The 25,758-nt window shown below is 35.3% G+C and carries 25 protein-coding genes and 2 pseudogenes; 17 read left to right on the plus strand and 10 right to left on the minus strand.

Annotated elements, in window-relative coordinates:
• Positions 1–28: 28 nt before the first annotated feature.
• A complete protein-coding gene (locus tag OPR39_RS04745; protein ID WP_265039193.1) occupies positions 29–499 on the minus strand; it encodes a RuvC family protein in 471 nt (156 codons plus the stop codon).
• A gap of 202 nt (positions 500–701) precedes the next feature.
• Here OPR39_RS04745 and OPR39_RS04750 point away from each other — a divergent pair, with 202 nt between their 5' ends.
• Positions 702–1,934: a hypothetical protein gene (locus tag OPR39_RS04750; RefSeq protein ID WP_265039257.1), complete on the plus strand. Its 1,233-nt coding sequence runs from the start codon at positions 702–704 to the stop codon at positions 1,932–1,934.
• Positions 1,900–3,006 (plus strand): hypothetical protein, encoded by a 1,107-nt coding sequence (locus tag OPR39_RS04755; RefSeq protein ID WP_265039258.1) that lies wholly within the window; start codon positions 1,900–1,902, stop codon positions 3,004–3,006. Before OPR39_RS04750 ends, OPR39_RS04755 begins: the two co-directional genes overlap by 35 nt.
• A 638-nt stretch (positions 3,007–3,644) precedes the next feature.
• Here OPR39_RS04755 and OPR39_RS04760 read toward each other — a convergent pair.
• The 8 genes from OPR39_RS04760 to OPR39_RS04795 form a co-directional block, all read right to left on the minus strand.
• Entirely contained in the window at positions 3,645–3,971 is a 327-nt protein-coding gene (locus tag OPR39_RS04760; RefSeq protein WP_265039259.1) for a hypothetical protein, read from the minus strand.
• Positions 3,953–4,402: a BRO-N domain-containing protein gene (locus OPR39_RS04765; RefSeq protein WP_265039260.1), complete on the minus strand. Its 450-nt coding sequence runs from the start codon at positions 4,400–4,402 to the stop codon at positions 3,953–3,955. Before OPR39_RS04765 ends, OPR39_RS04760 begins: the two co-directional genes overlap by 19 nt.
• A 1,351-nt stretch (positions 4,403–5,753) precedes the next feature.
• A complete protein-coding gene (locus OPR39_RS04770; protein WP_265039261.1) occupies positions 5,754–7,874 on the minus strand; it encodes an AAA family ATPase in 2,121 nt (706 codons plus the stop codon).
• Positions 7,875–7,909: 35 nt separating this feature from the next.
• On the minus strand, positions 7,910–8,917 hold the full coding sequence (locus tag OPR39_RS04775; protein WP_265039262.1) for a helicase RepA family protein: 1,008 nt from the start codon (positions 8,915–8,917) through the stop codon (positions 7,910–7,912).
• 190 nt (positions 8,918–9,107) lie between these two features.
• Positions 9,108–9,611: a hypothetical protein gene (locus tag OPR39_RS04780; protein ID WP_265039264.1), complete on the minus strand. Its 504-nt coding sequence runs from the start codon at positions 9,609–9,611 to the stop codon at positions 9,108–9,110.
• A gap of 33 nt (positions 9,612–9,644) precedes the next feature.
• Positions 9,645–10,451 carry a helicase RepA family protein gene (locus OPR39_RS04785; protein ID WP_265039266.1) on the minus strand — a complete coding sequence of 269 codons (807 nt, stop codon included), beginning with the start codon at positions 10,449–10,451 and terminating at the stop codon, positions 9,645–9,647.
• 16 nt (positions 10,452–10,467) lie between these two features.
• Positions 10,468–11,271: an ATP-binding protein gene (locus OPR39_RS04790; RefSeq protein ID WP_265039268.1), complete on the minus strand. Its 804-nt coding sequence runs from the start codon at positions 11,269–11,271 to the stop codon at positions 10,468–10,470.
• A 52-nt stretch (positions 11,272–11,323) separates the two neighbouring features.
• Positions 11,324–11,812, minus strand: a complete 489-nt coding sequence (locus OPR39_RS04795) for a sigma-70 family RNA polymerase sigma factor (protein WP_017532023.1) — start codon at positions 11,810–11,812, stop codon at positions 11,324–11,326.
• A 252-nt stretch (positions 11,813–12,064) separates the two neighbouring features.
• Between OPR39_RS04795 and OPR39_RS04800 the strand changes: the two genes are divergently transcribed.
• The 13 genes and pseudogenes from OPR39_RS04800 to OPR39_RS04860 all read left to right on the plus strand — a co-directional run bounded on the left by OPR39_RS04800 (position 12,065) and on the right by OPR39_RS04860 (position 23,888).
• Positions 12,065–12,748, plus strand: coding sequence for a hypothetical protein (locus OPR39_RS04800; protein WP_265039271.1), 684 nt, complete (start codon positions 12,065–12,067; stop codon positions 12,746–12,748).
• A 16-nt stretch (positions 12,749–12,764) separates the two neighbouring features.
• A complete protein-coding gene (locus OPR39_RS04805; RefSeq protein WP_265039274.1) occupies positions 12,765–14,696 on the plus strand; it encodes a DUF4815 domain-containing protein in 1,932 nt (643 codons plus the stop codon).
• A 4-nt stretch (positions 14,697–14,700) separates the two neighbouring features.
• Positions 14,701–15,885: pseudogene (locus OPR39_RS04810) on the plus strand (hypothetical protein).
• Entirely contained in the window at positions 15,885–16,079 is a 195-nt protein-coding gene (locus OPR39_RS04815) for a hypothetical protein (protein WP_114517444.1), read from the plus strand. The pseudogene OPR39_RS04810 and the gene OPR39_RS04815 overlap by 1 nt, the downstream one beginning before the upstream one ends.
• Complete coding sequence (locus OPR39_RS04820; protein ID WP_265039276.1) at positions 16,076–17,506, plus strand: SF-assemblin family protein; 1,431 nt, start codon at positions 16,076–16,078, stop codon at positions 17,504–17,506. The genes OPR39_RS04815 and OPR39_RS04820 overlap by 4 nt, the downstream gene beginning before the upstream one ends.
• A 6-nt stretch (positions 17,507–17,512) precedes the next feature.
• On the plus strand, positions 17,513–18,070 hold the full coding sequence (locus tag OPR39_RS04825; RefSeq protein WP_226079826.1) for a hypothetical protein: 558 nt from the start codon (positions 17,513–17,515) through the stop codon (positions 18,068–18,070).
• Between the two features lie 15 nt (positions 18,071–18,085).
• Positions 18,086–19,243: a phage tail sheath subtilisin-like domain-containing protein gene (locus OPR39_RS04830; protein WP_265039280.1), complete on the plus strand. Its 1,158-nt coding sequence runs from the start codon at positions 18,086–18,088 to the stop codon at positions 19,241–19,243.
• A 13-nt stretch (positions 19,244–19,256) separates the two neighbouring features.
• Positions 19,257–19,763 (plus strand): phage major tail tube protein, encoded by a 507-nt coding sequence (locus tag OPR39_RS04835; RefSeq protein WP_265039282.1) that lies wholly within the window; start codon positions 19,257–19,259, stop codon positions 19,761–19,763.
• 16 nt (positions 19,764–19,779) lie between these two features.
• Positions 19,780–20,031: a phage tail assembly protein gene (locus tag OPR39_RS04840; RefSeq protein ID WP_015588509.1), complete on the plus strand. Its 252-nt coding sequence runs from the start codon at positions 19,780–19,782 to the stop codon at positions 20,029–20,031.
• 688 nt (positions 20,032–20,719) lie between these two features.
• A pseudogene (locus OPR39_RS04845) lies at positions 20,720–22,314 on the plus strand (phage tail tape measure protein).
• A 3-nt stretch (positions 22,315–22,317) separates the two neighbouring features.
• A complete protein-coding gene (locus tag OPR39_RS04850; protein ID WP_191110947.1) occupies positions 22,318–22,734 on the plus strand; it encodes a phage tail protein in 417 nt (138 codons plus the stop codon).
• Between the two features lie 10 nt (positions 22,735–22,744).
• Positions 22,745–22,918, plus strand: a complete 174-nt coding sequence (locus tag OPR39_RS04855) for a tail protein X (RefSeq protein WP_255586148.1) — start codon at positions 22,745–22,747, stop codon at positions 22,916–22,918.
• Between the two features lies 1 nt (position 22,919).
• The gene (locus OPR39_RS04860) at positions 22,920–23,888 is read left to right on the plus strand and encodes a phage late control D family protein (RefSeq protein WP_265039283.1); all 969 of its coding nucleotides are present in this window, start codon (positions 22,920–22,922) and stop codon (positions 23,886–23,888) included.
• On the opposite strand, the gene OPR39_RS04865 is transcribed toward OPR39_RS04860, so the two are convergent.
• Complete coding sequence (locus OPR39_RS04865; RefSeq protein WP_264711400.1) at positions 23,865–24,377, minus strand: ankyrin repeat domain-containing protein; 513 nt, start codon at positions 24,375–24,377, stop codon at positions 23,865–23,867. The genes OPR39_RS04860 and OPR39_RS04865 overlap by 24 nt on opposite strands.
• A gap of 148 nt (positions 24,378–24,525) precedes the next feature.
• Between OPR39_RS04865 and OPR39_RS04870 the strand changes: the two genes are divergently transcribed.
• Both OPR39_RS04870 and OPR39_RS04875 read left to right on the plus strand, forming a co-directional pair.
• Entirely contained in the window at positions 24,526–24,744 is a 219-nt protein-coding gene (locus tag OPR39_RS04870) for a hypothetical protein (protein WP_264711399.1), read from the plus strand.
• Positions 24,745–24,748: 4 nt separating this feature from the next.
• Positions 24,749–25,669 (plus strand): patatin-like phospholipase family protein, encoded by a 921-nt coding sequence (locus OPR39_RS04875; RefSeq protein ID WP_264378081.1) that lies wholly within the window; start codon positions 24,749–24,751, stop codon positions 25,667–25,669.
• Positions 25,670–25,758: the final 89 nt, after the last annotated feature.

Consider the following 25,758-nt stretch of genomic DNA (forward strand, 5'->3'; position numbering starts at 1 on the left):
CGCCAGTATGGCCGAAAGGACCCACTTTCTATAGTGTTTTTAATACACTAAAATCTTTACTAAAATTCATAACATAGAACATTAATGCTAAAGAATCTGCTTCATTATCATCTGTTGGACAAAAACCCTTTTCCTGCACTGCTTCAATTACATCAGCTTTACTTGCATTTCCCTTGCCAGTTATAAAACGTTTAATAGTCTTAACTGAAACACCTTGATAGGGAATATTACTTTCCTCGCACCAAGCAGAAAGGTGTGCTAAAAACCCTCCATAGATATGTGCAGCATCAGTTCCCAAGTGTCTTCTCACTTCTTCAAAGTATACAACTTCAATACCTGGAAATTTATACTTAAGTGCATTAAGCCAATTACGAAAATTTAAAAACTGCACTCCACCACCACTAAATCTGCTAACATGAAAACTCTTACTTCCACTTTGCACTATTCCATCATGTAAAATAGTCCAACCAGTTTGTTTGCCAAGATCTAGGGTGAGCATTTCCTTTCAATTGCTGAGTACATATATATACAAGATTTGGAAAATTTTCGTCCAAAAAATCTTCTTCTTAAGCAAATTTTTTAGAAAAAACTTGGTTAAAAATCAGTAAACAGCCATTGCATAATTATTGGTCAAGACTTTCAGATTTCTATCTTAACTATTTAAATAGTCTATTATGTTATTATGGTGTGGTTAGTTTCTTATGAACATTTATCCAAATCGTAAATTTTGGGAAGATGATTTAGAAGTCCCTGTTAACCATTTGCTTGACCGTTTTCACAATACAAAAATACGTCAGTCTTGGATAGATTCACTTTCTGGTAAGCAATTAAATATTATTTTTCAAAACTCCTTTAAAGATAAATTAAATGCTCAACTCTTTGATGATGAAAGTTACGATAATACATCTGTACAATACAAACGTAAAGTGATTGCTAATTATTCCGATTCTCTCGTTACTTACTACTTGATTACCTGTTTTGACCGTGCAAAACTAGAAGTTACTGTCAGTGAAATTGCAAGATCTGCATTAACTACGGAACTCATGAAATCCTACCTTGTAAAAAATAATAATAAATATGATAAAAAGTCTTTGCTGTTTCTACTGTTTCATGCAGATTACAATCTTTTAAAGTCTGTCTATCACTTTGAAAAAATACAAAGAAAGAGTTTCATGTCTTTTGCCTTACAAAAAATACCAAGACGACCAAGTACTCCATTTAAGAACTTTATCTCAGAGGAAATCATACAACAAACACTGAAAGAAGATAACATTAAGAGAAATGACAGTTTCGAGAATCAACTACAAGGTTTCTTCTATCATCAGAATCGTTTATATGTGTTAATACGCAAAGCTAGCGATATAGATTTGTTGTTAAATTCAAACAAAGTCATTCATGGCCATAAGGCAGAGTGGATGATTTTGGATTTTCTACTAAATGGCACTCAGGTAGATCTTGGTGCTAGAAATATTGATCAAGCTATAGAAATAGCAAATAGCATTGCAAGTTGTTACTTTGGTTGCGAATGTATTTTTGTAGATGTGCAGGATAAAAATTTCGCGGAACAGGTGCATAAATTTATAGAAACTTGTATTAATGAATCTGATTCAAATATTCGTGTTTTTGAGTTAAAGTTTCAGTCAAATCGTTTCAATTACATCTACACTAATATCACTTTGACTGTCACTCCATATGATCCTATTGCACCGGAATTGCATGTTTTAAAGCCATTTGTAGGAGACATAGTGCCATTGATAGAGTCGATTAAAGTAATATTTCAAGGCAAAAAGATAGGCTTATTTTTTAAGCGAAGTGATGAGTATATAGCAATTTACTACTCTGAACATCCTCTGAATAAAAGGGAAAGAGAGGATTTTAAAGCATACATAAAACAATTTTATGGTCTTACAATCTTGCCAAGAGCAAATCTCTGATCTTCTTAATTCTGGCAGCTCTTGGGTTAACCCAAATCAAAATTACATCAAAGCAGCAAGGTATTTGTCAGATCTTGAATTAATTCAGATGCAAGAGAGGTCTTACATTATCTGCTCTCGTAGACAAGATAAATTAGATTGGCCAAATATAGTTGATCCATACTGTAACAATGAGATTTTCATTGATGAGGACTTTAACGAAGCATGCGATAATATAATTTGTGAAAATTGTAACCGTGATATTTTACCTAATACCTACAAGAAGCAAAGATTTCACCGCTTATCTGTATATTTTAACCCAGAGAAATTTATGAATTGGTTTGAAGGTCAGCTAAGTGATACAAATTTTATGTGGCAAAAAGTGGAAAGTGGAGTTTATCATGTTGGTGGACAAGGTAAGATTGTAAGTTTAATCATACTTGATTTTTGCACCAATCCAACATTCTTAACGATAGATAAGCTTAAAGCTAATCCAACTGTATTAATAATACTGAGAAAAAATCCATCAAACATACCTCTTGATTTGCCCATAGTAAAAATGGTTGACCTTTTCTTTCAGCATAAGACTTTAATTGAAGTATTCCAAGAAGCAGCACAAAGAGGAGTACTAGAGTTCATACCAAATACTTCAATGCAAATCTTACATACTGCACTTAATCTAATTGAACCTTCTAAAGAGAAAGAATTACTAAAGTTGCAATTGATAGAGGGCTCACTTTACGTAAACAATATAGAGATTCTAAATAAGAAAGCTGTAGCATGTATGAAGGTTTTTCGCATATTATTTGAACAATTTTTGAATGATTGTAAAAAAGAATTACCTCCTGAAAAACACATGTTGCTTAGCATAACTGAAATAGAAAAGCGCCTAAATCTTGATCCAGAAGCAGATCCAGAACATCACATCAGAAAACCACTAAACACAATCCAAAGAACAATAAAAACCACCTTAGCTAAAAAATTAGGACTAAACATCGAACGTAATGATGTGATTCAAACAGTTAGTTGGCCTGGATCATCGCGTAGAGATTATGGTTACCGTATTAACCCTTTTACTGTGGTAGTTCGTTAACTGTGTTGACGAGAAGTAAAAGTAGTATATTTTACCCTAAAGTCACATCTAGCTTTAAAATACAGTTTTTGTCTTATTTAAAGAAATTTGAAAATATAAATTCTCAATTACGCAACTCACCAAAAACCTATCTCGTTTCTTTTGCTTTCTTCAATCTTTTCTACTCTGTTCGTTTGCCGACTTTTGTGTTTGAAGCACATCTACACTCAATGCCCTTCTATAATATATATACCGGATTTCTTGCTACTTTTTCCGGGATTTTCTGAAAAAAAGTTAAAATAATTTGAATGTAGCTCAGAAATTAAAGAGCTTTAAGAACCCGCTAAACGGAACTTCTAGACACCTGAGTTGTTTCCATTTTGGAAAGAACTGTTTACTGGGATTTTAAAGAGATTACATGGGTTTTTGATAAAGATGCTATCTTTCTCATCTTTCTCCCCTATCCAAATCACTAATAACGCTATAACAACCCTCTAAAACGCTTTAAAGAATAGTGTTGTAGTAGAATCGGCTAAAATTAGCAGAGAATGTTTTGATTCCTTTCTTCTCACAGTGAAAACCTCAATCTTTAATCTTCTTGAGAAAATTATCCGAAGAAACAACTTTTACACCTCGCGCTTTTTCAAATGCCTCTCTTGCTACACTAGCATTTTACCACCATCTTTTGCCGCCTCTAAATTCTCATAATAACCCTGTGCATCTTTGATTTTTACTTCATCAATAGTTGCTTGTTCGCCAAGCATGTTGAAAATTAGCTCAATTGGTGTCATATGGTCCCTTAATGGTTGCTTCTTTAGACCCTTTAGATCTTTATGTTCTTTAGTCCTGATACCAAAAGTTGCCTGAGAGATCACATCTGTCAATATTGCATATTCCTTGCCTTCAAGATGCTTATTATTATGGTCGGATATTTTTCTGTTATCCCATTCTTTTGTGAGTTGATTTCTTACAGATATGGATTGCATTCTCCTCTGTATCCACTTGCAACATAATCAGCATAGGCTCGTTTAAATGCCAGCTCTGGATTTTCATATTCTTGTAATCTTTCATACCCGACTTTTGCAAGCCAACGTTTAAACTGCTCAACCTTTTTGGAAGGAACAGACTGTAAGATACGCAATAACCCCTCAACATTTGTACAATTAGCATTCTGTTTACCACCTTTTGTTTTAATTTCAAGGGGGGTGACAAATTGTCCCCATCCTTCAGAAAGCCCTATATCTCTGCTTTTCATCTTTTTTAGGTAATCAGATGGGTTCTTACTACCTGTGAGAAAAGCTATTACCTCTGTTATTACATACCACCACTCTCCATTGTGTAATACTCTAGTTACATTGTTATTATCAAATGCAGTAGTCTCAATATCCCCTTCTTTTAAAGTTAAAGTGTCAATCATATTGAAAATATGTTTATTCTAAAAACCAAATATAAACTAAGTTGCTTTTTATTACTAATAAATAGTGGAAATTTTGTCTCCCTTATGTATGATAAAATTGGAGGCGTAAATTTTGATCTTTGTCTCCATTTTAAGCGGCAATCAAGTTTTACGAGCTTCTGTTTCTTCTTCTATGGCAGTAACTTCAAACTTTTTTCCTTGAGCTACCTCTACAATTTGCTAATTTCATTACTGAGAGTTTTGCAATTAATTGCTCAGAGGTTTGCGATAAAAGTTGTTGTATTCCCATAATAGTCTCCATAACCCCTTATACTCACCATAAGTTGTTCAATCTTTTTTGAAAAATTTTCTTTGCAAAGTGTAAAAAATGTGTTAAACTTACTAGTAAGTTTACTAAAGATGCCTTTTATTTGCGTTTTAGAGGGCATTATAAGCGTTCTTTAGTGTGGCTAGTAAGTTTTACCCTAAAGTTACAGATAGCTTTAAAATGCAGCTTTTGCCTCATCTAAAAAAATTAAGAATATAAAGCTGTTTATTTTGCTTTCTTCAATCTTTTCTACCTCAAGTCTTCATCGCGCTTGCATAAAAGCCTTATTAAAGCAACTAGACCCAGCTCACTTGAAAGTTATTGAGTATTCCGGAAAATCCGGAGATCTGAATTCTTAGTTCAGCTATTAAACTCAGTAGACCAGCGTTATGCGTTTGTTAAAAAAAAGATGAGGGTTAGAGCCTCTGTTAAACTTATGGTAGAAGTAAAGCTATTGCAAAAATAATGTTTCAAAAAGTCTACTAACCATTTGTTCTTTAGGTTCAAAAAATTTTCTTTGCAATCAACAAAAAGCATGATAAACTAATTGTAGGGTTTTTTTCTAATAAATAAAAGTTTGGGGTATTAAGATGCCTCGTAATCGAGTTTTAAGCTACCCTACATGAGTAACTTAGGTCTTGGTGGTATAACTTGTACCCTGAAGTCATAGAATCTTTTTAAAACGCTATTATGGATCATTTGTTTTTCACTGCCTTTACTTTATATTTTTATTATAGGTTGCAACTCCATAGAAAAAGCAAAATTATGAAAGGACATCAAAAAATGTTAAGTTCTTCTCTTAACTGATATATACTATGTACTATAGCATAGTATATATTTATATATATAGATTTTTGCCATCTTGCCAACTTCCCTAAACCCGCTATAGAAGAGGACTTTACCCATGCTATCTAGTTGGCAACTTTTTGCCATCTTGCCATCTTACTATTTCTTTAAACTATTGATTTTCTTATATTTTTATCAATTTTAAGTTGGTAGAATGGCAGATTCTTCAGTTTGCCAACTTGCCATCTTGCCAACTTACTATACTATTTTGCCATCTTGTTTTGTAGAATTATGTATAACCCAAACGTCTGGATTTTCAACTGGTAAGGTTACTCCGTTATTTGGTGAAAGATAATAATCTGGCTTTACCAGCACATGTTGATTTTCAGAAATTTTTAACTCCATGTCTTTAACACATAAATAGCCGTACTTTGATTTAGTGCTTGATACTTTATATCCAAGAGCTTCCTTAAAGAACTTTATGTGGCCAAGAGCTGCAAGATGGCTAATCCTTTCACGGATGCTACGTTCACTTCCAAGGCCTAGCTTTCCCTCAAAATACCTAGCAAAGTGTGCCGCGGTGTAAGTTTCGCCTTTATATGCTTCACTAGCAATTAACTCTAAAATTATATCACATCTTCTTAGACGTTCTAAATCCAATTTAGTATTATAGCTAGACCTTACTATTCTTTCTGAATTTAATGTATCATCAGATTGTACAAACGCACCGTTATGCCAATAAAATGAAATCTTTTCTTCGTTAGATGCAGAATAATTTGACTTCTTACGGCAAAGTACTCGTTCATTACCAGAAGCATCAGCTTTATCTGGCTTTGACAAGTACCAACGAGATCTTACTGTATTACTCCACGCAGTTGAACCACCTGTACCTGTTTTACGTATTATTCCTGAATCAGAAGGATGAGCACATAATAATACAGCTCCTTTTATTACTTTCACTATTTTTCCACAACAACTTTGAATAAATTGTCTCACATGAGAGCGATTGTTTTCATTGCCACCAAATAAGTCTGCTGCTGTATCTAAAACTACTAGCTTTGGTTGAAACAATTTAATATCTTCAAGTAATTCTTCAAAGCAATGAGTTAATTTACCTATATCTTTGTTATCAAATACCATGAGTAGATTATCTTTCCACACTCTCGATAAAAAGCCAATATTATCATGAAAGTCACAGGATTCCATATCTAACTGATATAATCTATTTATAGCACACTGTCTTCGCCACAGCTCTTCTGTATCATCTTCACAAAATACACCATATGTCTTCATCTGCTCAATTTCCATTCCCAACCAAGATTTACCTGTGCTCGCTGCTGTCATTAGTTGTTGAGCAAGTAGAGACTTTCCCATACCACCATCACCGTAGAGAGCCGTAACACTTCCAATAGGAAGCCAATCTTTAACAATCCATTCTCTTTCTGGAGCAATATTAGCCCAAGCTCTGGTATCTATTCTCAACGATTTTTTTGAAGGAGCCTTTTTTGTACTAAGGATGAACTCTTCAACATTTACACCTTCTTTCACGCAATCAGCAGCGTCCCAACCCTTTGGTTTATCTTTAGGTATTTCCAAAATGCAAAGTTCTTCAACTCCAAGACAAGTAAGTTTCATAGCAGATTTTTCAGCGTATTTCTTACCTGGTTCATCATTATCTGGCCAAATAATAACATGTTTACCTTTAAGTGGAGTCCAATCTGTCTTCTCAATAGGTGCATTTGCTCCTGACATTGCTGTTGTTGCAGTTATTCCTTTCTCTATCAGCGCTTCTGCACATTTTTCTCCCTCAACCAGAACAACTTTATCGGACTTTAAAATACCTGGAATGTTGTAGAGTGGTCTTATCTCTGGCGTTCCAAAGTCGGATCTTTTAATATCAAAAGGAAGATATCTCTTTCCACTATCATCATCATAACGATATACTCTAACAAGAGCTTGGCCTTTTTCATCGTAATAATCCCAATATGCAGTTGGATTACCTGCAGTTTTGTCAGTTTTGATCTTTTTAAAATGACCAAGCCATTCAGCTATAGAGTCCATTACTTCAGTAAACTCTGTTCTAGTACTTTTTCTATGCACTTCTGCCCAAAGATCAATTATATCTCCACCTTCTTTTGTTGCAAAATCGTGCCATAGTCCAGCTTCACTACCACTTAATTCTACTACTAGACTTTTTCCTTTATCACCTTGTACATTGCCTACATAAAACTTATCACCACGAAAAGTTCCTCTTGGTAATAGATATGAAAGGCATGATCTGATATTTAATAAAAGCTGAGCTTTTAGCTGTTCTTTTTCTACTAACGGTTTGTAATGTCCATGTGGTGCTGCAGTATTAAAATCACAATAGATACCCATAAAATCTCCAATGTATTTAAAGTTTAGAAATTTGGTTAAGCTGTGGCTATCCAGCGTCCGTTAACCATGTTTATGAATTTTGTTGGTATTGGTTTGCCGTTTTTAAGTTCGTACATCAATTGCAGAGTATTCCTTTCTGGCCTAAATATCATTACTCCAGATGTATATAAACTTCTTAAAACATTAGCACCACTCAATGCTTGAAATGGATTCTTTTTTAACGTGGTTGTTGACACTTTTTTGGTGTAATGTGTAACTATTACTCCAGCAGCAGGATTAGTTATAGAGCGTAGTTCATCAATACTATTTTGCAGAAAAGAGATCATACTCCTATAATCAAAAAGAGAGTCTATCACTATAAGGTCAACTGTTTTTACATCGAGATTTTCCGACATAATTTCTTCTATTTCTTCCACATTCAAGGTTAGTTTTATTTTTTGAGTGATGACTAAGTTTTCTGTCCCTGCATCAAGGGTTTTCTTGCTGATTCTTAGCTTCTGTAAGCGCTCTCTATATTCCATTTCATTCTGTAGATAGAATATCTTAAGTGGCTTTGCAGGCTTCATACCAAGAAATGATACTCCAGCAGCTAAATGTACTAACATGGAAAGAAGAAAATTACTTTTTCCTATTTTGGGAGTTCCGCCTATAACCAAAAGACCGCCTGGAGTTAATATTCTTGGCCCTATTATATCTTTTGGCATTGGTGATTTATCATTTAAGTAGCGTCTTACAGAAAATGCTTTTTCTCCATTGTTTTGTAACGTGGAATTTTTTTTAGCGTTCAACCACTTTTTGGCAGAATCTATGTTACCTTCAACTAAAGTCCAAAGACTGAGTATGTCTCCCTTCTTTTCTTTATAAATGTCATTCCAATTTCCTGCTTTCTCTCCTTTTATTTCAACTATTATCTTATCTTTACCTAAATTTGCCAGATAGAACCTATCTTGATAAAATTCTCCACCCGGAAGTAAGTAAGATACACATTCTTTTATGTTATCAATTAACAATGATTTAATCTCTTTTTGAGATGAAAAACCCATAAAATTTCCCTCCTTTTTAATCAACATATTCTTTAAACGTTTAGAGTCCAGATTGGCGAGTTCACAAACAGTTTCAAAGGATCGTGATCGAATCCATTTACAAGCCTCTTTTTAAGTTTTAGGTTCCTTCCTGCTGCATCCTGAAGAGCTCTAGTAATAACAGCAGCCCATAACTTTCCTTCGTCGTACTTCAAAATGGTAACCAGTCAGATTCAATACCATTGTTTTGTTCTGGAGTAACAACTGTAGCAATTCTGTTTCTATCTCCGTATCTACTGTCGGCTTCAATACCAACTTTTGCAGTAAACTCTAACCCGTTAAAATCAGCTATAGAGTTGATTTTTCTAGCAATCACTGCTTTTTCTGAAGTGTCATTTGCATGAATGTTCCGTGCTGACTCTAAAATACTTCTAAGCATAGAACGACCAGATTCTCCCCAAGTATCTTCTCCTTCAACTCTTGCTTTGCCACTTTTAATACCAATTACTTGAAAAATCTTACGTTTTGCATATTGACCTTCAGTGACGGTAAATTCAGCGTTTAAATAGATGCTGCCGGTAGCATAGCTTTTAGTGAACCAATTTTCATAACCTCCAGGCTTTATTGCCATTTTTACCTTGACTATTGTACCTTTTGGTATTAAATTGCTCTGCAGTTTTGCGTTATTAAAATCAGTTAAAAAATCTGATAACATATTGTCTCCTATAAATTAAGTGAAAAAAAGGAATCAACTCCATTGGTCTGCAAGCTTCCAACGACTATCTATCTTATCAACAAGCTTACTTGCTACACGTTCACCATTACGAAGCTCAAATACTATTTGACGGACAGTGCTTTCCTCATCATGAGCAAACATCACCATGCCTGTGCTATAAAATCCACGTAAAGATCCAGCACCGCTTAGGCCTTGAAATGGATCTTCTTCCAGCATCTTTTTGGACAGTTTTTTTGTATGGTGGGTAAGTATTATGCCCGAATCTGGGTTAATAACATTTCTCAGTCTTTCAAGTGTTTTTTGCAAAAAGAATAGCATAGCGCTATTGTCATTTTCATTGCCATATTCACTTGAGTTGAAGATGTTGCGAAGAGGATCGATTGCAATAATATCAGGTTTAAAACGCTCTTTAACGGTGCTTTTGATCTCATCTATTTCTTCACTGCTGAAAGATAATTGCACTCTTGGCGTGATAATTAAGTTATTGGCAGCTACATTCAAAAGTTCGTTATCCAGTTGAAGTTGTTGCAACCGTTCTTTCATATATTCATACTCAATTTCAGTTTGCATGTAGAAAATTTTCAAAGGTCTACTTGGTGTCATACCAAGAAATGATCTACCAGCAGCCATGTAAACAAGCCAAGAGATCAAAAAGTCGCTTTTGCCAATCTTAGGAGGGCCACCCAGTACCAATAAGCCTCTTTTTGTTAAAATTCTTGGTGAGATTATATCTTCTGGTATTGGCGATTGATCATTCAAGTATTCTTTCACACTGAAAAAGGGAATTTTTTGACCGATATTGAAAAAGCTTTGTTCCATATTACTCCTTTTAAAATTAGGCAACAGAAGCCAAGGTTTTGGCTTTAATTTTCGCAAGTAATTTACCTAAATGCGGTTCTTCAACCATATTCAGGCAGCCACTGCGATCTTTAGCTGGATATCCCCAAGTATTAATAGTCTGACAGACAAATGAGCGAACCTCTGTGCCATCATCTTTCTTGATTCCAACCATACTAATTACTTCATCAACAATACCTGGAATTTCACTAGCAGTTTTTGCTCCTTCACATTGAGGAAGCCAGGTTGAGCGATTGCAATCATCAAGATATTGGCCTAATGTGCCAACTATGATGATGTCTTTATCTCCGATGTGTTGAAATTGATTGAGCCATGCCATCATCTCTTGCGCAAGTATTCCGTAAGCAGCTCTCATGTCTTGCTTTCCACTTCTCTCAGAAAAAGCTTCCGGTTGCATTTTTGCCCATAAGAGACAAAGACGTGATGCTACAGTAATGCTATCAATAAAAATACATCGATATTTAGAAAACTCTTCATTGTATTTACTTGATACGTGCTCATAGTGTTTCTGACTATACGCCTGATCAGATTTTAGTGCAGGGTTCGGACCACCAATTAGGCAGGCAATATCCCGAGCTTGATTCCAAGTACGAACACTAATTGAATCTCCCTGCCAATCTTGAACAGCAAGCAGACCTGCTTCAAAGTCAAGACATAGTGTTGGTTCACTTATAGTCTTTAAGAGACTGGTTTTACCAATACCGTAAGGACCAAAAATTACTACTTTTATGCCTGTAGTTGTTTTCAATCTTTCATTATTGTTTAAAATTTTAAAAGTCATTTATTCACCTCAATGGTATATGTTATATATTCAGGAAAGGTAGAATTTATGTTCAATTTTTCTTTTTGCTCTTGTAGTAGATGGAAGAGAGTTTTATACGTATTTTTCTTACCATAGTATTTAAAGTAGTTCTTGATATGTTGTTCATCTTAGCAACTTCATATAAGTTAAAGTACTTGAGTTGTTCGCATATCTTTTGCATCTTTCTTGGTAGCGTTGAAATCATGTAATCTACATCAGTACGTTTCGCTACTTCATCTTCAAAAGCTTCTGTTTTCTCAATATTGACATAGTTATTAATATTGCGCTTCATACATAGTTGTTTCTCCAATAAGTTATTGGCACGACGTTCAGTTAATCTTGCTACAAAAGTGTTAAAGCTACCTTTACTTTCATCATATCTATCAAGATAAGTCCAAATCTCACAGAAAAGTTCTTGCTCAAGATCTTCATGAGTTTCATGAGCAAAGCATTCAAAAAGTTTTAATCTCTTAGCTTGATACCGTATATTTTGAACAACTATGGCAGTTTTTAGTTTCATAACTTTTCCCTAAAACAATTAATGCTTTAAGGATGAGAACTTATAGGTGCACTTTGTAGGACAGGAGCAAAAATAAATAATACAGATGCAATTTTTAACCTATTGATATTCTATTGTTTTTTTTCGAGAATAATACAGTTCGATTTTTAAATAATACTGCAACAAAAAATTAGGCAAAAATTCATTTTTTTTTGGACAAAAATTTTCCAAATCCTGAATATATATTATATAAGCCTTTCAAACTCATCACAGGTGTCAATTCTTACACAATCAGGAAGAGCATCAATAGCAGCCAGCATAAAAAAGCAATCTATCCATCTTGCTTGGGGAAGTGGTGATGGAAGCTCTGGAAATAGCCATAAAGTAGAAAAAACTTTCGTTAAGGGTGAAATAAAACTTGATCATCAACCTGTTAAAGATGTGAAGGTTGTTACAGGACAAACAATGCATCAGCCAAGTGTTGACTATACAGTTGATAGCAGTACTGGTGTAATAAAACGTACGGAAAATAGCTCTATCACGGCAAATAGTGCAGTTACTATAGAGTATACTGAAAGCACACCACCAGAGCTGATAACTTCTGAAAAACTGCTCAATGAGCTTGGTAGACGTACTGCAGATGAAGTTCTCTTTTGTACTGGTGATGATGATGGAGAGCTTCTAACTCCCACAGGTAGGTTTAAACCCTCAAATGTACCAACCAATAATTTGTACCTTAAATTTACTTTCGATTTCACGGACGCAGCAAATCAAGTTATACGGGAATTAGGAGTTATGGTTGGTACAAAGGTAAAAGAAAAGTTGCCTCCTGGACAGAGATATTTTGAACCACAAGATATAGAAGACCCAGGGATCTTATTAGTTTTAGAGCATACAGTACCGCTCATTAGGACTTCAGCAACCCGGGAAACTTTTTCGTTTGTAGTGACATTTTAGAAAAAGAGAAAAAAAGATGACCTTAAATAGCTATTATAACCGCTTTAATCCTGACAAAGAATACGAAAAAAGCTTGTTCCTGGCAGGAAGAGGTCTACAGTCAGCAGAATTAAACGAGACGCAAGAATATGCTCTCTCTAAGCTTAAAGGCATAGGCGATGCAATATTTCGTGATGGTGATGTTATAACAGGAAGCAATTGTATTATAGATAGAGAAACTGGTAAAGTTACGCTTGAGTCAGGAAAAATCTATCTTCGTGGAGCAGTTAGAAAAGTTGAAAAAGAAGAATTTACTATTCCACTAAGTACCACAGTGCGTATAGGTGTTTATTACCTAGAATCTACGATTACAGAACTTGAGGATGCAAATCTTCGTGATCCTGCAGTTGGTACAAGAAACTATCAGGAGGTAGGAGCTGCAAGGCTTAAAGTTTCCATCATTTGGGGATACCAAGTAGAAAGTGTTACTGTTAACTCTACAAATGGCGAATTTTATCCAATTTATAACATTGAAAATGGAGTACTGATAGAACATTCACCACCTCCACAAGCAAATATAGTAACTACCGCTCTTGCTCGTTATGATAAAGAAGCCAATGGTTCCTACGTTGTAAATGGCCTTGAAGTAATGTGTCTGCAGAGAGAAGAAGGAGACGAAAAGGGGAAAAAAATATTTGTGATTAATGAGGGCAAAGCTCATGTTGATGGCTATGAGATTGAACTTCCTCACAGTATTCGTGTTTCTTTTGATCAAGATCCGGATATAAAATCAGTTGAATCAGAACCACATACTTTTCAGCCAAATAGCCAAAGAGTAATGGAACTGAAGGTTAATGATTTTCCAATAAGTGAAATCAAAAAAGTAGATATAACTGTTCAAAAAACTATTACCATTACTCACGGTTCATATTCAGGAGCCATTGATCCGATACCTGACTCTGCAGTACTTGAAATTATTCAAATTAAACAAGGCAATGTTATTTATGAAAATAGTATAGATTACAAATTAAACGCAGGAAACGTCGATTGGTCATTACCTGGTAAAGAGCCAGCTCCTGGAAGTAGTTACCTAATAACCTATCGCTGCCGCACTCATGTAAGCCCTGAAGATATAAATGAAAAGGGATGTAAAGTAAAAGGAGCAGTTGATAACAGCTTGGTTTTGATAGATTATACCTGGAAAATGCCGCGTTATGATTTAATCACTATAAATGCAAAAGGCGCAATAAGAAGGATAAAAGGCATAGCTCACCCTTGGCGACCATCAATGCCTAAAGCACCTAGCGGACAACTTTTGCTCTGCTACATTCATCAGACGTGGAAAAAAGGCGAAGGGGTAAAAATAGTGAATAATGCTATTCATGCTGTACCGATGAATGAGCTTGAAGCAATGAAAAAAGGAATAAATGATCTTTATGCTCTTGTTGCACAGGAACGTTTACGCAGTGATGCAAATTCAAGAGAACCTACTACCAAAAAAGGAGTATTTGTTGATTCGTTTTTTGACGATGATATGCGTGATCAAGGAATTTCGCAGTCTGCAGCAATAGTAAATAGAGAGCTAGTTCTGCCAATAGATGTAGAAGTTGCAGATATTGAAAAAGGTGGGGAAAGATATCTTTTGCCTTATAAACTTGAACCGGTACTGGAGCAGCTTTTACAGACTAAAGGAGAAAAGATTAATCCGTATCAAGCTTTTGATCCAGTCCCGGCACAAATTACTCTAAATAAAAACATTGACCACTGGACAGAGGTTACCACGAATTGGAAAAGTCCAGTAACAAGAGTATTTAATGTTAAAGAAACGACAGAGCTGCTGTCAAGTACTTCATACGAAACTGAATTTATGAGAGAAGCAGTACAGAATTTTGAAATTGAAGGTTTTGAGCCAAGTGAGAAGCTTAAAGAGATAAAATTTGACGGAATAATTATTCAACCTATAGCATAAAAATATGTTAATAGTTAACAATCAAGGACAAATAAGTGGAAAAATAAAAATCCCAGCAAATATTCCAGCAGGTACTAAATTAGTACAGTTTTATGGTGATAAAAGAAGCTATGGAGAAGCAACGTACACTGGTAAAAAAACTATTACCATAGAAGAGAGAAGAAGAGTTATCGCAGCAAGAAGAATTGATCCTTTAGCGCAAACATTTACTTTAAATGAGAGTAGGCACATAGGAGGTCTAGAGTTATGGTTTATAAATAAAGGCAAAAAACGTGTTGTTGTGCAGATTAGAGAAACAGCAGTGGGAATGCCATCGCAGACTGTTATTGCTGAAAGCTATATTGAGCCAAAAGATATAAAGATAGATGGCACAGCAACACGTATAGAGTGGTCACCAGTGTTTTGACATGCAGGACGAGAGTATGCAATAGTACTGCTTACTGATGATCAGGGTACTGCAGTAAAAATAGCAGAACTTGGCAAATATGATGCAGTAAATAGCCGTTGGGTAACGAGTCAGCCATATCAAGTAGGAGTATTACTCTCATCTAGCAACGCAAGTACTTGGACTCCACATCAGAACTTAGATTTAACGTTTCGGCTTTTGGCTGCAAAATTTAGCGAAGTTTCTCACATTATTGATCTTGGCAAGGTTACTGCAAATAACGTATCAGATTTAATTGTTTTGACGAACGTCGAAAAAGTAGCATTTGATACCAATGTAGAATTTATTTTAACAGATGAAGAAGGAAAAGAAAATTTTTTGTCTGATAATTTGCCACTCGCACTGCGTGAAAGATTATCTGGAGAGCTAACGGTAAAAGCAAGCCTAAAAGGAGGGCGAGAAAAAAGTCCAGTGCTATATCCTGGGTTACAGCTAGTTCTAGGTAATCTTTCAGAGTCTGGAGATTATGTAACAAGAAGCATTACAGCAGGAGCTAACACTAAAATCACCATAACGTATGATGCGCTAATACCTGGCACTGCAGATGTTAAAGCATATGTGCAAAAAAACGTGGATTGGCAATTAGTAAATTTAACATCAGGAAAACCAATTGGAGAAAATTGGGTAGAAAGAACTCATGTGCTATCAAATTTTAATGCCAATGAGACAAGGGTAAAATTAGTTTTAAGTGGAACGGTTGTTTATCGCCCTAAGGTAAAAAATCTCAGAGTGATTGTCACATAATGACTGTTGACCAAACCAAACGAGGATATCCACTGCCTCATCCAGAAAATATTGCAGTTCAAGATGTGGTACGTATTCGAAGAGCTATAGAAAAAATAGATGAAGATATTACCGAAAGAGAAGATGAGCATAATCAACTAAAAAATAATTTTAAACGATTTAGATTTGAAACTTTTTTGAATTTTTGGGAATGAAAGAAGCAATAGAAGCGTTACATAAAAGGATAAAGGATTTAGCAGTAAGTAGCACAGCTGATCAACTGGCATATCTTGCAAAATCGCTGGAATTGATAGCAGATAAAAAAGCTATTTCCAACGTTGTGCAGATGACTGAAGTAAAAGGAATAATTGATGCACTACAAAAGAGGCTTAAGGATTTAGCAGCAAACAGTACTCCAGATCAATTAGCATATCTTGCTAAAGCATTGGAATCAATAGTCGACAAAAGTGCAGTTTCTGAAATTGTACAGATGACTGATGGTAAGCTAAAAGAGCTTCTTGATAGTGCAAAAAAACACTTAACTGATCTGGATAATAAAAAAGCTAGTTCTTTAGCAGTGATCTCTGAATCAGAGAAGCAGTTATTAAAGAGAATTGATGAAAAAGGAACAACAAATTTATCGCTACTTGATACGAGAAAGAATGCCAATATTGCAGCAATAAATAGCATTAGTAATAGTCATAAAGATGGTCTTAAAGGTTTAGTAGAAGATTTTCGTGCTGTTAATAATGTACCACCTGGCTCATCAATTATAGGAGAAATAGAAACTCGAATTGAAAACATCTCTAATGAGGTAAAAACTCGGGATGAACAGTTAAAAGTGTCTCTTATAAATGAAATAAGAAAGCGCAACATGGTTGAACCAGGGTCATTACCTTTCTTATTTGGTGTACTTGGCAGAAAAAATAATTATTTTGGCCACGGAACTTTTACGACAGAGCTTGGAAAGTGGAGTAGTGATATAACAAAAACTGACTATATGTTACAACTACTAGCAGGTAGCCATACGTACAATACAGATTACGTTAGTTTTTATCGGCCAAGACAACTCTATTTTATAGAGGGAAGTAAAGGAACATTTATTTACGGAGAGTTATGCACAAAAAGTTTTTCTGGTAGTTATGATGAGATATACTATTACCCGTATGCTGCACTTGGAGTAGTATTTGTAAAAAATACAACCAATGTGAACATAAATAAGACAATGGAATTTGTTGGATCATCGTATTCGAGTACGGAGTATGGGGGAGCAGGATTATTTGTGGGAACTCCTGATAACACTAATTCTAATAAATCAAGTATTTCAAAAATAGTATGGAAAAATGTTTACCAATACACGAGTTCTGATAGCAAGTTAGCCGGATCTGGTAATGTGGAGATTCCAGCAGGAAAAACAGTTGCAATATTACTTTACACATCATCTTACCTGTATTCCAGGACACAAGTTAGTCAAGGTATGCTTGCATCAAATTATGTACACAACTATGGTCAATTTATTCAGTGGGGGATTTATAACATACGTAGCAATGTTCTAACTACAGGACTTGAAGTAGATGTGGAGAGAACGCTAAAAGCTTGGCAATGTCCAGGATTATCTAACACGTATGAGATTTGGAGGTAACAAACAATGTCTATCTACATTAGATTTGAAAATGATAAACAAGTAGAAACAACAACACTTGAAAGCAAGCCAACTGAAAATGATTGGTATGAAGCACCAGAAGATTTTGATTGGCAAAAAAGTTATTGTTTAACAGAAGGAGGCAAAATTGCTCAGCGGAATCAAGAAGATATTGAATTGGAGTTACTACAAAATGCGAAGTTTTCTGCACTTTCTAATCTTCATGCTTATTATGATAACTATACTCACCAATACTCAGGATATTCTCATCAGAAGTCTAAGTCGTACGAAATACAAGCAAAAGCCGCAGAGAACATTTTAGCAGCACCAGAATCTATAGACAAAAAAGATGCAGAAATTATAGAGCCATTAGCAAAAGTCCGAGGAATTTCAGTAGTAGAAATGGCAAGAATAATTCAGGAAAAAGCAAAAAGAGCGAAAAAAGCAATAATCAAGTGCGAAGAATTGGTGGATATAGCTGAAAGGGAAATCGGTGAAGCTAAAAGTAAGGAAGAGCTGCAAACTTTGCTAGATAATTGTAAACAAAAAATGCAAGAAAGTTGAAAAGGGGAAAAAGAAATGACAGAACAGTTTCTACATGGAGTAAATGTTATCGAGGTTACCTCAGGAGCGAGGACAGTACGAACAGCTAAATCATCGGTAATTGGAGTAATTGGTACTGCACCTGATGCTGACGGGCAAAAGTTTCCACTAAATAAACCAATATTAATAGCAGGAAGCTTAAAAGAAGCAGCAAAACTTGGTCGATCTGGGACTTTGCCTTCAGCTATTAATGCAATTTTTTCCCAAATTGGTGCAACAGTAGTAGTTATTCGAGTTGAGGAGAAAGTAGAAGAGACGCTCAGCAATGTCATTGGTGGAGTTAACGAAGAAACTGGAGAATATCAGGGAATTCAAGCGTTCTTAAGCAGTGAAAGCATAGTTCATGTTGCGCCAAGAATACTAATTGCACCTCAGTTTACTCATCAATTATCTGGAGATGCTGGAAATCCAGTGGTTAGCGCTTTAATTCCTATAGCAGAAAAGCTAAGAGCAATAATAGTAGCAGATGGACCAAATACCAATGATGAAGAAGCAATAAAATGGAGAAAAAGTGTAGGCAGCTCAAGAGTTTATGTTGTTGATCCGTGGGTTAAGGTTTTTATTGAAGGAAAAGAAGAAATTCTCCCTCCAAGTTCATTTGTAGCTGGTTTAATAGCTAAGATAGATAGCGAGCAAGGCTTCTGGCACTCACCTTCAAATAAAGAGATAAATGGTATTGTTGGAACAAGCAGGCCTATTGATTTTACGCTCGGTAATATAAATTGTAGAGCAAACCACTTGAATGAAAATGAAGTAACAACGATAATTCATCAAAATGGCTACAGGCTTTGGGGAAATAGAACATGTTCAAATGACTCAAAATGGGCTTTTTTGTCAGTGAGAAGGACTGCAGATTTAATCAATGATAGTTTACTTCGAGCTCATTTATGGGCAGTTGATCGCAATATCACCAAAACTTATATAGATGATGTAATTGAGGGGGTGAATTCTTATCTGGCAAGTTTAAAAGCACAAGGGGCGATTATTAGCGGAAAATGTTATGCAACCCCAGAACTCAATACACCAACAAACATTGCAAGTGGAAAAGTATACTTTGACTTTGAGTTTACACCACCATATCCAGCAGAACAGATTACTTTCAGGTCACATCTTGTGAGTGGTACAATATTATAAAAAAGAGGAAAAAATGTTACCGAAGATTTTAAAGAATTTTAACGTATTCGTAGATGGTCGGGGTTACGCAGGAAAAATAGATGAAATTACCCTACCAAAACTTACCATAAAAACAGAGGAGTACCGTGCTGGTGGTATGGATATTCCAGTAAATATTGATATGGGCATGGAAAAGCTTGAAGCAGATTTCACTTTTTCTGAATATGACACAGAACTCTTTCGGCTATTTGGGTTGATAAATGGGAATTCAGTAGCTTTGACACTCAGAGGTGGAATGCAAGGGAGTGGTAGTAACGATATTGAAGGAGTAATAATCAACCTTGGGGGCATATTCAGAGAATTTGATTTTGGTAGCTGGAAACCTGCTGAAAAAGCAACGCTGAAGTGTACTGTAGCTGCTCATTACTATAAACTTACTATCGGTAGTAATGAATTAATAGAAATCGATGCTGAGAACATGATCCGTAAGATTAACGGTGTTGATCAAATGACTTCTATGCGCACAGCTTTAGGAATTTAACTAAAAGGGTAAAACAATGCAAAAAATTAAATTAACTGAACCAATAAAAATCGATGGAATTTTAGTTTCAGAGCTAACTCTACGCCGTCCAAAAGTTCGAGATCGTTTAGCTGTTGAACGTATGGGTAATAGCGATGCAGAGAAAGAAGTAGCACTGATTGCAAATCTTGCAAGTATTTCAAGAGAAGCAGTAGAAGAATTTGATTTAGCAGACTACAATAAGATTCAAGAAACGTTACAAGGTTTTTTGTCTCAGCAGAAGAATTGAGGTTGAGCATATTATCACTTAGCTCAATGGTTGGTGGTGGAATCAATCAGTGGCTTGATATGGATATTGAAGAATTTATTACTTGGTTTGAAAGTAGCGGAAAATTATACAAATGAAGGCAATTTCTATAGTAATTGGAGCAACACTGCAAAGCAGTTTTAATAGTACGATAGCAGGTAGCACGAAGCAACTTTCTCGTATTGGTAGTACGATAAAACAACTTGAATCATCAAGTAAATCAGTATTCAAGTTTAAACAATTAAGCCACGATGCTCTGCTTGCTAGGCGTTCTTGGAATGAACTAGAAATAAAAACAAAATCTCTTGCTCAGCAGATAAAAAATACAGGAGCACCAAGTAAGAGCCTGCAAAACGAGTTTACAAGGTCTAAAACTGCAGCGCTGAAAGCTAAAACAGCTTATTTACAAAAAAGAAGTGCTCTCCACCATTTACGCACGGAGTTCAGTAAAAGTGGTAGAGATATAAAATCTCTTATTGGAGATCAAGTTAAACTTGGCTCTTCTATTGAAAAGCTTAAAAATAACTATACAGCTTTAAATTCCGTAATGCAAAAACGTAAAGGAGTTTTAGCACAAAGAGCAAATTTCAAAGCTCAAATGATGGATGCTGTGGCACTTGGCCTCACCCTTGCAGCACCACTTAAGGCTGCAATTAGTTTTGAGAGTGCCATGGCTGATGTAAAGAAAGTTGTAAAGTTTGAAGATACAGATGTAAATGGCTTGACAAAACTTGGTGAAACATTAAAGGGGATGTCACGAACAATTCCGCTATCTGCAGCAGAACTTGCGCAAATTACTGCAAGTGGTGGGCAGCTTGGTATTGAAGCTAAGGATCTTACGGTTTTCACAGACACTGTGGCCAAGATGGCAACTGCATTGATATGTCAGCAGAAGAGGCAGGAGATGCTATTGCTAAGCTCTCTAATATTTACCAAATTAAAATTGGTGAAATGAAAAGCGTTGGTGATGCGATAAATCATATCTCTGATAACACTGCCGCAAAAGCTAAGGACATTGTTCCTGCACTAAACAGAATTGGTGGTACGGCAAGGCAATTTGGCTTAACTGTAGCGGAAGCAGGAGCTCTGGCAAGTAGCTTCATTAGTCTTGGTAAGACCCCCGAAAAAGCAGGTACAGCAATTAATGCGATGCTCAGTAAGTTGCAAACAGCAAGTAAGCAAGGTGGCAATTTTCAAAAAGCTTTTCAGCAGCTAAAAATAAATGCTAAGGAATTTGAGAAAGCAATTGGCAAGAATGCACAAGGCACATTAGTTAAGTTTTTAGAAACAATTGCAAAACTAGATAAGCAAGAACGTTCTAGCGTTCTCTTTGATCTCTTTGGCCTTGAATATCAAGATGATATAGCACTACTTATTGGTAGTCTTGATGAATACAAAAAATCTTTACGATTAATAAACGGGGAATATAAGGGCTCAATGCAAAGGGAGTTTGAAAATAGAGCAAATACTACAGCAAACAACCTTCAGTTACTTAAAAACTCAATAGCAGAAGTAGGAATGAATCTTGGTTCTGTACTATTACCACCTTTAAATTTTACTGTTAATCTTCTGAGGTCAGCAACTACACAAGTAGCACTTTGTGCCAAGGAATATCCAGTACTGACTACAGTGATCATAAGTACGATTGCAACATTGATTAGTATTAAAATAGCAGCCATATCTCTTGGATATGCTTGGACTTTTGTAAAAGGTTCCTTATTTGCTCTTTTATCTACTTGGAAAATGTTTGGATCTGTTGTTACTTTGGTAAAAATAGGTCTTTCTGCAGTTTTTCCAGCAATAATTGCTGGATTTAAAGCATTGACAATTGCCGTAATGAGCAACCCTATGGGGCTGATTATTGGTGGTCTTGCTGTTGCTGCAACTTTGATAATTACCAAATGGCAAGTGGTAAAGAACTTTTTTGTTACTATCTGGGAATCGGTAAAAATTGTATGGAAATCTTTTTCTGATTGGGTAGGAAAGTTTTGGAATAATATTACTCAGCCTTTTAAAACAATCAATAATCTATGGAGCAAAAAAAATGAGGCTAAACTAGAAGTTAGATCTGTAAGTAATACTATAAGCGACGCCCTTAAGCACCCAATTGCAGCGCACAATAAGACTATAGAGAATAAAACACGCAATAATCACTTTAATGTTAATATTCACCCAAGCTCTGGACAAGACGTACGTAGTATTGCTGATGAAGTAATGGAGCGAATTAGAGAGCAATTTAGTGGCGCACTTTATGATATAAATTAAATTATGCTGTCTCTTGGTCCATATAGATTTTCATTAACTGAGCGAGGTTTCACACGCAGGAATGAATATCGCTGGCCTGCACTTGAGCGTATTGGAGAAAAGCCATTACTTCAAAGTATTGGTCCTGGAGAGGACGTTATTGAGCTTGCGGGAGTAATCTATTCAGGAGGACTGGGGCAAATAAATAATATGCGAAATTTATCGAAACCTCTTTTACTCATTGATGGCCAAGGTAACATTTTAGGCCATTTTGTTATTGTGAAAATAGAAGAAACGCAGAGATATTTTTTTCCAAATGGTGAAGCAAGAAAGATTGAGTTTCACTTAAGTTTGAAGCACTATGATAACGTGTTGTCAGACGGATCACTAAATAATCCAGTTGATGATATACAACTTGATAATGATATATTACAAAACTAAGGAAAATGATATGTTAGATTTAATCTGCTGGAACTACTATGGATTCAGCTCAGGAGCAGTTGAGATTGTGTTAAGAGCTAATCCTGGGCTTTCAGAGTACGAACTTCTTCCTGCAGGATTAATCATTAAACTTCCTGTTATTCAAAAAGAGACACAAAAGCAAGTAGTAAAACTATGGGATTAAAATGACACCAGACTTTAGTATTTCAGTAGAGGGAATTTTAATCACTGAGTTGATAAAAAGTCGGTTAGTATCAATGCATATTACTGATGAAGCTGGAGTAATAAGTGATACTGCTGTAATTCATCTTGATGACCGTGATTCATTATTTGAAATTCCTAGAACTGGGGCAAAGCTAAATATTTTACTTGGGTATAAAGAAACTGGCATTGTGCCGATGGGAGATTACATAGTGAATGAAATTACGCTACAAGGCCCGCCACAAGGACTAAAAATCAAGAGTCATGCAGCGGATCTAAAAGAGTCATTAAAGGAACAAGTGTTTAATGAGTGGCATCAAATCACCTTAAATGATTTGGTAAAAAAGATTGCAGACAAACATAGCTATCAAGCTAAGGTTGCTGCAGAGTTTGCAAATATCATGATATCACATATTGATCAGACTGCAGAGAGCGATATGCATTTTTTAACCAGGCTTGCTCAAATTTATGGAGCAATAGCAAAACCTGCTGGAGGGTATTTACTGTTTGTTTCAAAAGGAAAAGCAAAGTCAGTTACCGGAAAAACTTTAAGCACTATTACTTTAACACCTAGAGATATTACAAATTGGAAAGTAAAATTTAATGAGCGTAATCAATATGGCTCGGTTATTGCTTACTGGTATGATTATGAAAAAGCAGAGACAATAACGGAAAAAGTAGGTGATCAAGAACCAAGCTATATTTTGCGAGATATTTATGCAAGTAGTGATTTGGCACAAAGTGCAGCATCTGCGAAGTTGAATCAGCTGATGAGTAATGCAGCAACACTCAATGTCACAATGCCAGGAAATCCTGAATTATTTGCTGAAGCAAAGATTAATCTTTCTGGATTTCGCAAAGGAGTTTATGGTAAATGGATAATAAATAGGGCTGAGCATGTAATTGATAACCTTGGCTATCGTACTATATTAACAGCAGTTATGGGAAAATAAATTGATAATTTCCTCATAAATATCTTTTTTTTCTTTATTATTGTTTAATTCCTCTACAGCAAGATCTAAAGGAGTTTTTTTATCTTTGTTTTTAGCAAGAGGATTTGCTCCATTTTTCAGTAGAAATTTAACAATTTCCAAGCGTCCTTCCTGTGCAGCATAGTGCAAAGCTGTCCAGCCAAAAGCATCAGTAGTGTTTACATTAATGCCTTCTTCAATTAGAAATTTTACAACTTCCAAACAGCCTCCGCTTGTAGCATAGTGTAATGATGTTGCACCAAAATGATGAGTAGCATTGATATCTACTACATTTTTTATTAAGGATCTTACAGTATCTAAATTACATTTTTCAGCTGCAGTAGATAATGTTTCCAGATCATTGCCACTTGCCTTACTTTTTATTGGCACATCTTTTGATAATTGGTCTGTACTAAAGTGCTGATACAGAACAATAACGCATATCATCGGTATTATTGAACTTGTTAACAATTTCCAAAAAAGGCTAGATTTCATGTTGATTATATTATTTACATCGCTTGTTTAGTGCAACTAATTAACTTTATTTTAGAAAAGATTTTTTGGACGTATTTTTGATGAATCTTGTATATGTATATATACAACTTTTCCTTTAAAAAAGATGACAAACACAGGAAAGATTCCTATGGCAGTAATTGCTACTATGGTGATACAAACAATAGCATTGATCTGGTGGCTAGCTAAGCTCGACTTAAGAGTGCATATGCATGATAAATTTATAGAGCAAAATCAAAGGACTACAGAAATCATCTATCGCCTTGAAGAAAGGGTCAAAAACCTTGCTGAGGAAGTTAATGAACTTGAGCAGAGACAAAAATAAAAAAGTGGCAAAGTATATTTTATCTGTTGATGGAGGTGGAATCAGAGGAATAATTCCTGCCATTATTCTAGCAGAAATTGAATCTAGAACAAGAAAGCCAATTTCCCAGATTTTTGACTTAATGGCAGGAACCTCAACCGGTGGGATTATTGTTGCTGGACTTTGTAAAAGCAATAAACCTCAATACTCTGCCAATGATTTAGTTGGACTGTACCAAGAGTATGGAGCTTATATCTTTCAATCATCATTTTGGAGAAAATCAATTGCTTCTTGGCTGAGTGGTTCTCAGTACTCGTATAGAAATATGGAATTTATTCTCAACAAATACTTTGGTGAAAGTACTATGGCCGATGTTGCAAGTAATCTACTGCTCACCAGTTATGACATTCACAATAGTTGTGAATTTTTCTTCAAAAGTTGGAAAGAAAAAAACATTAAGTTGAAAGATGCACTCAGAGCTACAACAGCTGCTCCAACGTACTTCACACCAAAACGTCTGAAAATTAGCCAAACAGAGAGAGTGTTGATAGATGGCGGAGTGTTTGCTAATAATCCAGCAGCTTGTGCATATGCAAGTGGCAAGAGATTATTTCCAAATGATGAGATTATACTGCTATCAATAGGCACTGGTGGAACAGATAGAAGTATAAAGTATGCTAACTCAAGGAAATTTGGCAAAATAGGGTGGATCAAGCCACTACTGAATGTGATGTTCGCTTCTGGATTGGATTGCGTTGATTATCAACTAGAACAAGTAATAGATGATAAATACATAAGAATACAATCGCAATTGAAAGTAGCATCGACTGAGATGGACAATATTACACTCAAAAATATCAAATTTCTTCAGCAAGAGGCAAGTAAAATGATAGAGGATAACCAGAAAGTGATAGACAAATTCTGCAAGCAAAATCGAAAACTATAACTGAGCTAGAAAAACAAAATAAGCGAGTTTCTAGTATCTACTTTAATAAATTTACTAAAATATTTTTTTAATATTATATATTGAATACA

It is taken from the genome of Wolbachia endosymbiont (group A) of Yponomeuta plumbellus (assembly GCF_947251575.1).
GTDB lineage: Bacteria > Pseudomonadota > Alphaproteobacteria > Rickettsiales > Anaplasmataceae > Wolbachia > Wolbachia pipientis.